7 protein-coding genes are annotated in these 11,593 nt (G+C 63.1%); all 7 read right to left on the bottom strand.

The window, feature by feature from the left end:
- Positions 1-30: 30 nt before the first annotated feature.
- Positions 31-2,406: an efflux RND transporter permease subunit gene (locus tag ACXI0U_RS05790; protein ID WP_316925181.1), complete on the bottom strand. Its 2,376-nt coding sequence runs from the start codon at positions 2,404-2,406 to the stop codon at positions 31-33.
- Positions 2,407-2,424: 18 nt separating this feature from the next.
- Positions 2,425-3,510 (bottom strand): WD40/YVTN/BNR-like repeat-containing protein, encoded by a 1,086-nt coding sequence (locus tag ACXI0U_RS05785; RefSeq protein WP_374980317.1) that lies wholly within the window; start codon positions 3,508-3,510, stop codon positions 2,425-2,427.
- Between the two features lie 200 nt (positions 3,511-3,710).
- The gene (locus tag ACXI0U_RS05780; protein WP_021217386.1) at positions 3,711-5,078 is read right to left on the bottom strand and encodes a DUF1329 domain-containing protein; all 1,368 of its coding nucleotides are present in this window, start codon (positions 5,076-5,078) and stop codon (positions 3,711-3,713) included.
- 58 nt (positions 5,079-5,136) lie between these two features.
- Positions 5,137-7,173, bottom strand: a complete 2,037-nt coding sequence (locus tag ACXI0U_RS05775; protein ID WP_431483881.1) for a DUF1302 domain-containing protein — start codon at positions 7,171-7,173, stop codon at positions 5,137-5,139.
- Between the two features lie 525 nt (positions 7,174-7,698).
- On the bottom strand, positions 7,699-10,359 hold the full coding sequence (gene pepN, locus ACXI0U_RS05770; protein WP_479549868.1) for an aminopeptidase N: 2,661 nt from the start codon (positions 10,357-10,359) through the stop codon (positions 7,699-7,701).
- Between the two features lie 76 nt (positions 10,360-10,435).
- Positions 10,436-11,272, bottom strand: a complete 837-nt coding sequence (locus ACXI0U_RS05765) for a DUF2797 domain-containing protein (protein ID WP_031287000.1) — start codon at positions 11,270-11,272, stop codon at positions 10,436-10,438.
- Between the two features lie 14 nt (positions 11,273-11,286).
- A complete protein-coding gene (locus ACXI0U_RS05760; protein WP_021217390.1) occupies positions 11,287-11,547 on the bottom strand; it encodes a YeaC family protein in 261 nt (86 codons plus the stop codon).
- Between the last annotated feature and the right edge of the window lie 46 nt (positions 11,548-11,593).

Raw genomic sequence — 11,593 nt, 5'->3', positions numbered from 1 at the left:
TGGGCCGCGGTTCTTTCATTGCCTTGAGGCTTAGTGGGCCAGCAGCGAACCGCCGGTCTTGCCCGCCAGCTTCTCGGGACGGATCAGGAAGCGTGCCAGGGCAGGCAGCAGCCAGAGCGCACCGAACATGTTGACGATGAACATGAAGGTCAGCATCAGGCCCATGTCGGCCTGGAACTTGATCGCCGAGAACATCCAGGTCGCCACGCCGATGGCCAGGCACAGGCCGGTGAAGAGCACGGCCTTGCCGGTGGACTTCAGCGTCTGGTAATAGGCCTCTTGCAGCGGCAGGCCGGCACGCAGGAAGCTTTCCAGGCGGCTGTAGATGTAGATGCCGTAGTCGACACCGATACCCACGCCCAGTGCCACCACCGGCAGGGTCGCCACCTTCACGCCGATGCCGAGGAAGGCCATCAGCGCGTTACCCAGCACCGAGGTGAGGATCAGCGGCAGCACGATGCAGATGGTCGCGGCGACGGAGCGGAAGGTGATCAGGCACATCACCGCCACGCAGATGTACACCAGGATCAGGATGGTCAGCTCGGACTGGGCGATCACCTCGTTGGTGGCCGCTTCGATGCCGGCGTTACCGGCGGCGAGCATGAACTCCAGCCCTTCCTTGTTGTGGTCCTTGGCGAAGCCTTCCACCGCCTTGACCGCGCGTTGCAGGGTCTCGGCCTTGTGGTCGTTGAGGAACACCAGCACCGGCGCCAGGGAGCAGTCGGTGTTGTACAGGCCATCGGCACGGCTGATGGAGTTGTTCAGCACGTCCTGGTTGCGCGACAGGGTTTCCCACTTCAGGTTGCCTTCGTTCATCCCTTTGATCACCTGCTTGGAAACGGTGACCATCGAAATGGCGGATTGCACGCCCTGGGTGTTCTCCATCGTCCACATCAGCTCGTCGATCGGCGCCAGCGCTTCGTGCGTGGAGCAGCCTTCCGGCTTGGTCTTGACCATCACCACGAGCACGTCGGAGCTGGTCGAGTAGTTGCTGATGATGAAGTTGTTGTCCTTGTTGTAGCGCGAGTCAGGACGCAGTTCCGGCGCGCCCTGGTCGAGGTCGCCGATCTTCAGGTTCTGGCCGTACCAGAGGCCGCCACCGAAGGCGACCAGGGCGATGACCACCGAGATCGGGGCCACCACCGGATGGGCGAAGTTGGACAGCAGGCGCCAGAACGGGTGTTCACGGGTCGCGTCCTTCTTGCTGCGCTCGATGGCCTTCTTGCTGATGCCGACATAGGAGATGGCGACCGGCAGCAGGATGAGGTTGGTGAACACGATCACCGCCACACCGATGGAGGCGCCGATGGCCAGCTCGCGGATCACGCCGATGTCGATGATCAGCAGGGTGATGAAGCCCACGGCGTCGGCCAGGATGGCGATCATGCCCGGCAGGAACAGCTGGCGGAAGGTACGCCGCGCAGCGGTCAAGGCGTTGTCCGCATCACTGGATTGCAGGGCGATACCGTTGATCTTCTGCACCCCGTGGGAGATGCCGATGGCGAAGATCAGGAACGGCACCAGCATCGAGTAGGGGTCGAGACCGAAGCCTACCGAGTGCATCAGGCCCAGCTGCCAGATCACCGCCACCAGGGTGGTGGAGAGCACGGCGATGGTGCTGCGGATACACCAGGTGAACCAGTACAGCAGCACCAGGGTGGTGAGGAAGGCGATACCGAAGAAGGCCACGACCATGATCAGGCCGTCGATCAGGTCACCGACCTTCTTGGCGAAACCGACGATGTGCACCTGCACATTGGGGTTCTGGGCCTGGTACTTGTCGCGGATCTTGGCTTCCAGCTCATGGGAGAACTGGCGGTAGTCGAGCTTCAGCAGCTTGCCCTGGTCGTTCGGGTCCGGGTAGGACTCGAGCAGCGGCACGTCGACGATGCTGGATTTGAAGTTGTTGGCCACCAGGCGGCCGATCTGGCCCGACTTGAGCACGTTGTTGCGCAGCTCGTCGAGGCTGTCGTCGGAACCGTCGTAGGTCTGCGGGATCACCTCGCCACCGGCGAAGCCTTCCTCGGTGACCTCGGTCCAGCGCACGCTGGGGCTCCACAGGGACTTCAGGCCGGAACGGTCGACGCCGGGAATGTAGAACACCTCGTCGTGGATCTGACGCAGGGTGTCCATGTATTCCTTGCTGAAGATGTCCCCGTCCTTGGCTTCCACCGAGATACGCACGGTGTTGCCCAGGTTCGCCAGGTCGTTGCGGTGCTCCATCATCTTCTGGATGAAGGGGTGGTGCAGCGGGATCATCTTCTCGAAGCTGGTGGACGGGCGCACCTGGGTGGCCTGCCAGAAGAGGAAGATGCTGACCAGCAGGCAGATGACGATCACGGCCGGCCGGTTGTTGAAGATCAGGCGTTCCAGGAAGGTCGCCTTGTCCTGGTGATGGTTACTCATCGAAACTCCCCCGGCTTGTTATTGTTGGCCCAGCTCGGCGCCAGTCGGCGAGGCGACGCGCGCTCCGCCCTGTCCCACCAGGATCAGGTTGCCTTTGGTATCTGCGGTGGCGCTGGCCAGCGACAGGCGATCGGAACGGTTGACCACGCTGAAGGTGCGACCGGCATCGGTGCTCTTCAGGACGCTGCCACCATGGCCGACCACCAGCAGGGTGCCGTCATCGAGCAGGGTGCCGCCGGAAAGACCGAACTCCAGGGTGCCGCCACGGGCGTTCTTCAGTTCGATGGTTTCCCAGTTCTTGCCGAAGTCGGCGGAACGGAACAGGTGGCCGCGCAGGCCATAGGCGACGACCACGCCCGGCTCGTTGGTGCCGGTGGCGCCGAACAGGGAACCCTCGTAGGGGCCCTCGAGGCGCTCCCAGGTCTGGCCCCAGTCGGGCGAGCGGAACATGCTGCCCATTTCGCCGACGATGAACAGACCGGAGTCCTTCACCGCGGTGATGGCGTTGATGTGGTACTGGTCTTCGTTGTCCAGACGGTCGCTGACGTCTTCCCAGTTCTTGCCACCGTCTTCGGTGGCCAGCAGGGCGCCGTAGGAGCCGACGGCGAAACCGGTGTTGGCGTCCTTGAACCAGACATCGAGAAGAGGAGCCTCACGCTCCAGGTCTTCGAACTGCTGGGTCCAGGTGGCGCCACCGTCTTCGCTGGCGAGGATCTGCGCGTCGTGGCCGACGGCCCAGCCCTTCTTGTCGTCGACGAAATAGACGGCGGTCAGCATCTGCCGGGTCGGCACCTTGGCCTGGGTCCAGCTTTTGCCGTCGTCGTCGGAGTAAAGGATGTGGCCACGGTCACCGACGGCGACCAGGCGTTTGCCCGCATGGGCGATATCCAGCAGCAGGCTGCTCGCCGCCTTGGGCGATTCGATGGAGAACACGGGTGCTGATTCGGCGGCTTGCGCGAGAGGCGCGGCACCGAGAGTCAGGACGGAGAGCACACTGAACAGCGAGAGCGCTTTGGCCAGCGGCGAGTGGAAGCGGAACGCCGGTTGCGCCAGGGACTGCACGTCATGACCGGACTGGGTGCGCCGCAGGACGGGCTCACTCATACACCTTTCCCCCTTATTGTTATAGGTGGACCTTGCCTTTTGGCAGGCCGCCTATGCTATCCAGCTTTGGAAAGCCCTGACAATCGGCTGGACGTTATGTTTTGTTAAGGCAAACCCGCGTGATTGAGGCCTTATCAGAACCCCTGATAGCAAAAAGGCCGCTACCTGGGTAGCGGCCTTTCGATCACGCTGCGAATCCCTTATCGGGTACCGCGGCGACGCAGTGCCGAAGGCTTGAAGTAACCGTCGTCCGGGATGGCCTGGGTGAAGTCGATGGTGGTCGGCTCTTCGTTGTCCAGGTTCTGCACGTGGTAGCGACGGGCCTGAAGGTCATGGAAAACGTCCAGCGCGGACCAGGTGGTCGGCAGGTCGTAGTAGTTCTTCAGGTAGGCCATCGATACGCGCCACAGCTCGCCACGACCGTCGTACTGGTCGACCACGGCAGCTTGCCAGCTGTCCTCGTCGAGGAACAGGGTGCGCTTGGAGTAGATGTGGCGGGCGCCGGACTTCAGCGTGCCCTCGACGACCCACACGCGGTGCAGTTCGTTGCGGGTCACGGCCGGGTTCAGGTGGCCGGGCTGCAGCAGGTCCTTGTACTTAACTTCAGGGCTGGAGACCTTGTAGTTGTTGTACGGGATGTAGATTTCCTTCTTGCCCACCAGTTTCCAGTCGTAGCGATCCGGAGCACCGTTGAACATGTCGGTGTCGTCGGCGGTACGCAGGCCGTCGGCGGCTGCGATCGGGGTGTCGTAGGCCAGGTTAGGCGCACGGCGAACGCGGCGCTGGCCGGCGTTGTAGCCCCAGGCCTGACGCGGCTCCTTCACCTGGTCCAGGGTCTCGTGTACCAGTACCGCACCACCGGCCAGGCGTGCCGGGCTCTTGGTGAAGGACAGGTAGTAGAACAGGATGTTGTTCAGGTCGGCGTACGAACCTTTCGGGTTGTAGTACTTGAACAGGGCTTCCTGCTGCGAGGTGACCAGGGAGTAGTCGCCGTTACGCTGCACGGCCACTTCGGAGGCGCGACGCACGATGTAGGAACCGCGGTAGCGAACGATGTGGTTCCACAGCGCCTCGACACCGTTCTGCGGGATCGGGAACGGGATGCCGCCGTAGGCGTCGGCGAAACCGTTGCCGCCATCCAGCAGCTTGGCGGTGGTGGCGTTCTTGACGGTGTTGTCATACACCCACTGCGGCGCCGAACCGGAACGACGGGTCGGGTAGATCGGCATCTGGAAGGTGGTCGGGTAGGCGTTGAACAGGGCGATCTGACCGGGGGTCAGGTTGGCCTTGTACTGGTCCAGGTTGGCCTTGGTGATGGTGAACAGCGGCTTGTCTTCCGGGAACGGATCGACATGGTGCTGGCCTGCCTTGTAACCGGCCGGGGCCTGGGTGATGCCACCGGTCCAGGCCGGAATGGTGCCGGCAGCGTTGCCGGCCTTCTCGGCACCGAAGGGGGTCAGGCTAGTGCCCAGCTTGGCGGCTTCCTGAGCCGACACCGCGGCCAGTGCGCTACCGGCGGACAGTGCGAACGCGACTGCCGCGCCAACCAGCGAAAGCTTTTTCAGCATGTTGGTTCTCCGTGAGGGTTCAGCGGCGGGCACCCGCAGGTGCCCGCATTCTTTCTAGTTAGAAGGAGTACTTGACGTTGACGCCGATATTGTCGCGATCGCGGCTGGAGTTGTTCTGGCCGCCACCGAAGAATTCGGTGTACTGGATCTCGCCTTCCAGGCTGTTCAGGTAGCTTGCCTTCATACCGACGGTGTAGGCCTTGCGACCTTCGATGAAGTTACCGGTCTGGTAGGAGTTGCCTTCGAAGTCATCTTTGTACACGACGAACGGGGATACGTTCACGCCGGCATACACATCGTTCCAGGTACCAGACAGAACGAGGGTATAGCCATAGGCGTTTTTGTTGACCTGATCATCACGATCACCGCCGGAGACGTAGGAGTTGTTGCCACGGCCGGAGTAGTAGCGGGTGGTTCCGTTGAACGCGGTGTACTTGAGACTGCTACCACGCAGGTGCTCGGACGCCAGTTCGGCAACACCGATCAGCGAGTCGAAGGACATGGCCGGGCCAAAGTTGTAGATAGTGCCCAACGAGGTGTTATAGGCCTCTACACGCTCGTAGTTGTGGATCTCGTTGCCCAGACGAACGTTCTGACCGCCAATGTTTACAGTGCTGCCGCCAGCCAGTTGCGGAGCTTGGAGGAGCAGGTCCCCCAGCAGGTCGTTGGTGGTGGCAACGCCGATCGGCAGGTTCGGGCGATAGGACAGCTCACCGAATACGGAGGCGTCACCGACGGTGGTGTTGAAACTGAAGCCATACATGCGGATGTCTTCGACATACTCACGCTGAGCTTCAACTTGGTTGGCCACATCCAGAGTTGCGATACCGCCCGCAGCAGTGGTAGCCGCGGTGGTAAGTGCGTTCGAATAGGCAGCCGCCAGCGCAGGGTTCAACGCGGGGTTGGCGATGACGGCCTGCAGGGTAGCGAGCGGTACGCCAGCCTGCGCAGCGACCGCCTGCTGGACTTGCGGGGCGACCTGGCCAGCAGCCAGGTTGGCGATCTGGGTCAAGTTCAGGCCGGCATAGTCACCGAGGTTAGCGGCGATGGTGGGCTCTTTGGCGTGGTAATTGACGAAGTAGAAACCGAACTCCGTAGAGTTGAGCTCTTCGGCGATATAGCGGAAGGCTACGCCGAACTGCCCGTCGTTCTTGGCATTGATGTCCTTGCCGATGGACGCGACCTTGATAACGCCGTTGGAGTCGACAGTGCGGCCGCCTTGCAGGCCACCAACACCCAGAGCACTCAGACCGCTGTAGAGCGCACCGACGGGGAGCAGTGCACGCTGGGTCGAATAGGCCGTATTGCCGCCATCAGCGAACAGGTCCGTCTCGGAGAAATAGGTACCCGCCGGGTCGATGGCGGACTCCTTGAAGTTGGACTGGTAGAAGGTTTCCATCGACAGGTTGTCGGTGAGGCCGATGTTGAAACTCAGGGCTTCGACCGGTACCAGTACTTCCTTCAACTCAGAGCCCGGCAGGCGGAACTGGGCGGCGTTGACCGGGTTGGTGGTGTTGATGCCACCCCGGTAGAAGATGCCCTCACCCCAGTTGAATACCTGCTTGCCGATACGACCGGTAACCGGCATGTCGGCAACTTCCCAGTTGCCATAGAGATAAGCGTCGAGGATCTGCGCGTCACGGCCGGCCTTGTGGCGGGTTTCGTAGGTGAAGCTGTCGTCCTTCGGATAGTTCTGGCTGGGCTGGACCGGGTTGTTGTTGCCAAGATAGTCGTTGCGCTTGTCCATGATCTGGGTGTCATAGAAAGCGGTGCCGCGGACGAACAGACCGTAGTTCTTGTAGGTCGCTTCCAGGTCGGAAGTGATCTTGTACACCTCGGAAACCAGGCCGGTGTCGAAGTTGCGGTTGCCGTCGTTGGTGTTGATGTCGTTGTTGGTCTTGTCCTGGCCCTGGACGCGCCACAGTTGACCGTAGGAGACGGTGGTGTCGATGGAACCGCTGATCTCATCGTCGGCGAAGCTGAATTCGACCGCCTGGGCCTGGACGGCGCACATCAGGGGCAGGAGACCGGCGAGGGCGAAACCGGCCTTGGCCGGCGCGAAGCGCAACAGGGGCTTGCGGGACTTGAGTTCCATCGAGACTTTACTCCGTGGACAGATCATTCATTTGTTATTACGGCCCCGTCTGGCAGGGACGCTGTTCAGCCGCTCGAGCGACCTTGTTAGTGGCGTGGGGCTGGCCCCAACGCGTCTGAACCGCGCCCTCCAGCGATTGCTCGCATTGAAAGGGCCTGGAACGGCGTCGAGACCTGCAACCATGGTGCCAAGTGCACATTTCCGGGGCGTTATATTTTTCTGAACGAAGGGCCAGATAATTTTCAAACGAGTGACTGATCATCCACTGATCAAAACCGACGAATCGGCCGATTTTGTCCTACAAGCTGGCTCGATTTGTCACTCAAAACCACACCTATAGCGCTTGCGCGCTCATACCTCGATCACCCCGTCAAGCAGGAAATGCCACGGAACAGGCCATTTACGCCTCAACGTTCGAGGGGATATTCCTTTGAGTAACAAAAAAGTGTTACCGGCAGATTGCCAGTAACACTTGTTGACGCCAGGGAAACGGCAGCGGAACCACGAGCGTGGTTCCGGGAGGGGTCAGGCCAGGCTCTTGCTCAGCACTTCGTAGACATCGCTGGACAGTTCGCCGGAGGCGAGGATGCGTTCCAGCTCGGCGCGCATCAGCTTTTGCCGCGCCTCGTCGTACTTGCGCCAGCGGGTCAGCGGCGCCAGCTGGCGCGAGGCGATCTGCGGGTTCAGCGCGTTGAGGGTGATGACGTGGTCGGCGAGGAAGCGATAGCCGGCACCATCGGCCCGGTGGAAGTTCACCAGGTTCTGGTTGGCGAAGGCACCGATCAGCGCACGCACCTTGTTGGGGTTCTTCAGGGTGAAGGCCTTGTGGCCCATCAGCGCCTGCACCCGCTCCAGGCCGCCTGGCAGGGTGCTGCCGGCCTGGACGCTGAACCACTGGTCCATCACCAGCGGGTTGTCCTTGAAGTGCTCGGCGAAGCCCGCCAAAGCCTTGGCCTTCTCCGCCTCGAAGCCGGAGTTGACCAGTACCGAGAGCGCGGTGAGGCGCTCGGTCATGTTGTCGCAGGCTTCGAACTGCTCCAGGCAGGCGTCGAGGATCTCGACCTTGCCGCTGAGCATCAGGTAGGACAGCGCGATGTTCTGCAGGGTGCGCCGGGCGAAATGCTCGGCGGAGGCGACATAGGGCGTCTCCCGCGAGAGGGCGCGATTGGCCTGGTAGCGCGCCAGCAGTTGCGGGAACAGCGCGTCACTGATCGAACGACGGGTGAACTCGCGGGCGGCGTGGATGGCGTCGACATCCGCCACCTCGCTGATCTCGGTCAGGTACGCCTCGCTGGGCAGCGAGAGCATCTCGGCGACCATCGCCTGGTCCAGCGACTCATCCTCCAGCAGGGTGCGGAAGGCATGCAGCAGGCGGGTGTCCAGCGCCAGGGCCTCGCCACGCTGGTGCTGGCCGATCAGCTCCTGCAGCACCTGCACGGAGAGCTGCTGGCCCGCGTCCCAGCGGTTGAAACCGTCGCTGTCGTGCTGCATGAGGAACATCAGCTGATCGCGGCCATAGGGGAAGCTCAGCTTCACCGGGGCGGACAGCCCGCGCAGCAGCGAGGGCAGCGGCTTCTCGGCGATATCGACGAAGGTGAAGGTCTGCTCGGCCTCGGTCACCGAGAGCACCCGGTTGCCGCCCTGGGCCTTGTCTTCGCCGGCGAGGCGCAGCGGCAGGTCGTTGCCCGCAGCGTCCAGCAGGCCCAGCTCGACGGGGATGACGAAGGGCAGCTTCTCGGCCTGGCCAGGGGTGGCAGGGCAGCTCTGGCGGAAGGTCAGGCTGTAGGTCTTGGCGGCGGCGTCGAAGGCTTCCTCGACGGCGAGGCGCGGGGTGCCGGCCTGGCTGTACCAGCGCTTGAACTGGGTGAGGTCGACGCCGTTGGCGTCCTCCATGGCCTTGATGAAGTCATCGCAGGTCACGGCCTGGCCGTCGTGACGCTCGAAGTACAGATCGGAGCCCTTGCGGAAGCCTGCGGCGCCCAGCAGGGTGTGGATCATGCGCACCACTTCCGAACCCTTCTCGTAGACGGTCAGGGTGTAGAAGTTGGAGATCTCGATGAACGAATCCGGGCGCACCGGGTGGGCCATGGGGCCGGCGTCCTCGGCGAACTGGTGGGTGCGCAGGAAGGCCACGTCCTCGACGCGCTTGACCGTGCGCGAGTTCATGTCGGCGGAGAACTCCGCGTCGCGGAACACGGTGAAACCTTCCTTCAGCGACAGCTGGAACCAGTCGCGACAGGTGACGCGGTTGCCCGACCAGTTGTGGAAGTACTCGTGGGCCACTACGGCCTCGACCCGCTGGTGGGCGGCGTCGGTGGCGGTTTCCGCCCTGGCCAGCACGCAGCTGGAATTGAAGATGTTGAGCCCCTTGTTCTCCATGGCGCCCATGTTGAAGTCGTTGACCGCGACGATCATGAAGATGTCCAGGTCGTACTCGCGGCCGTAGACCTCCTCGTCCCAGCGCATGGACTTCTTCAGGCTGTCCATGGCGTGCTGCACCTTGTCGATGTTCTCCGGCTCGACATAGATGCGCAGGGTCACGTCACGCTGGCTCATGGTGGTGAAGACGTCCTCCACGCACCAGAGGTCGCCCGCCACCAGGGCGAACAGGTAGGCCGGCTTCTTGAACGGGTCTTCCCAGGTCGCCCAGTGGCGACCGCCCTCCTCCGCTCCGCTGGCCACCGGGTTGCCGTTGGACAGCAACACCGGGTAGCGATGCTGTTCGGCGCTCAGGGTGGTGGTGAACGTGCTCATCACGTCCGGGCGGTCGAGGTAGTAGGTGATCTTGCGGAAGCCTTCGGCTTCGCACTGGGTGCAGAACATGCTGCCGGACTTGTACAGGCCTTCCAGCGCGGTGTTGCTCTCGGGGTGGATGCGCACCGTGCTGTCGAGGGTGAAGGCGTCGGCGACGGGCTGCAGGGTCAGGTGGCTGTCGGTCAGCTGGTAGTCGGCGGCGCCGAGCTCACGGTCGTCCATGGACAGCGCCAGCAGCTCCAGCTGCTGGCCGTCCAGCACCAGCGCGGGCAGGCTGCCGTTGGCGCGCTCCGGGTTGCGGCGCATCACCAGCTGGGCGTGGACCAGGGTGTGGTCCTCGTGCAGCTCGAAGGTCAGGGTGGTCTCGTCGATCAGGTAATCCGGCGCCTGATAGTCCTTGAGGTGGATGACTTTCGGTTGTTCGGTTCGCATGCTTGCCTCTCCGAGGCAGCCCGGGCGCCATGCCCCGGCTGCGGTGTGTGACCCTGCCGGGCGGGGCGGTGCAGCCTTACGGCTCGCTGCTCGCCACCACCTGGTAGGCCGTGAACTTGCGGATGTTGATGACCCCGGTGTCGAGGATCAGGTACTGGCCCTTGATACCGCGCAGGGTACCCTCCACCACCGGCGTCTTGTCCAGATCGAGGCTCACCACCTTGGTCGGGTAGGCCTCGACGGGGTAGCTGATCTCCAGCGGCTCGATGTCCTCGATCTTCTGCACCGCCTGCAGGCCGAAGCGCTGCTGCAGCGCCTGGATGCCGGCGTCGCAGGCCTCGAAGATGGCCTCGCGCACGGCGGGCAGGTCCAACGCCTCGGCCTCGCCCTTGAGCAAGGCGCGCCAGTTGGTGCGATCGGCCACCTGGCTGCGCAGCAGGTCTTCCACCAGGCCGGACTGCTGGCGGGTGGCGACGCGCATGATCGGCAAGGCCTGGCGCGCACCCTGGTCGATCCAGCGGGTCGGCACCTGGGTGGCGCGGGTGATCCCCACCTTGATGCCCGACGAGTTGGCCAGGTAGACCACGTGGTCGGTCATGCAGAACGACTCGCCCCACGCCGGCTCGCGGCAGGTGCCGGCGTCGTAGTGGCAGCGCTCCGGGCTCATGATGCAGCTGTCGCACTGCGCCAGCTTGGTGAAGCAGGGGTAGCAATAGCCCTGGGCGAAGCTCTTCTTGGTCTTGCGCCCGCAATGGGAGCAATGGATGGCGCCGAGGAATTCCAGGCGGATGCGCCGGCCCAGCAGCGGGTTGACCGCCACCTGTTCATCGCCCAGGCGGAAGGCGTACTGCACGACCGGGGACCCCAGTTGCGCCGACATCTTGCTCAGCGCACCGCGCCCCAGTTCCTGCATGGTGGACTCGCTCATCAGTGGATCGAGTCGGATTTGAACAGGATGTTCTCGATCTTCTCGGACTTGGAGCCGCACTCCTGCGGGCCCATGTAGCCGGTGCGCTCTTCCTCCGGCAGGTTCTTCAGCTCCCAGGCGATGACCGCCTGCAGGCTGAGCTCCTTCTGCTCCTGGGTCAGCTTGCGGCCGTCGGACCACTTGCCGATCTCCACGGCGAGCTTGAGGCTCTGGTAGACATCCTCGGTGATGTTGCTGATCAGCTTGGCGAAATCGGACACGGCGGTTTCCTGAAGGGCGGCGAAAACGAGCGCACATTCTAGCGAC

The organism is Pseudomonas sp. C9D1 (assembly GCF_056491235.1).
The sequence above is the reverse complement of the archived record's forward strand: the minus strand, read 5'-3'. Positions and strand labels throughout refer to the sequence as shown.

Bases quoted from the DNA above. Each gene is read 5' to 3' on its own strand.
- pepN (WP_479549868.1), bottom strand. From the start codon at position 10,359: ATGCGAACCGAACAACCGAAAGTCATCCACCTCAAGGACTATCAGGCG.
- ACXI0U_RS05780 (WP_021217386.1), bottom strand. From the start codon at position 5,078: ATGCTGAAAAAGCTTTCGCTGGTTGGCGCGGCAGTCGCGTTCGCACTG.
- ACXI0U_RS05765 (WP_031287000.1), bottom strand. From the start codon at position 11,272: ATGCAGGAACTGGGGCGCGGTGCGCTGAGCAAGATGTCGGCGCAACTG.
- ACXI0U_RS05785 (WP_374980317.1), bottom strand. From the start codon at position 3,510: ATGAGTGAGCCCGTCCTGCGGCGCACCCAGTCCGGTCATGACGTGCAG.
- ACXI0U_RS05790 (WP_316925181.1), bottom strand. From the start codon at position 2,406: ATGAGTAACCATCACCAGGACAAGGCGACCTTCCTGGAACGCCTGATC.
- ACXI0U_RS05775 (WP_431483881.1), bottom strand. From the start codon at position 7,173: ATGGAACTCAAGTCCCGCAAGCCCCTGTTGCGCTTCGCGCCGGCCAAG.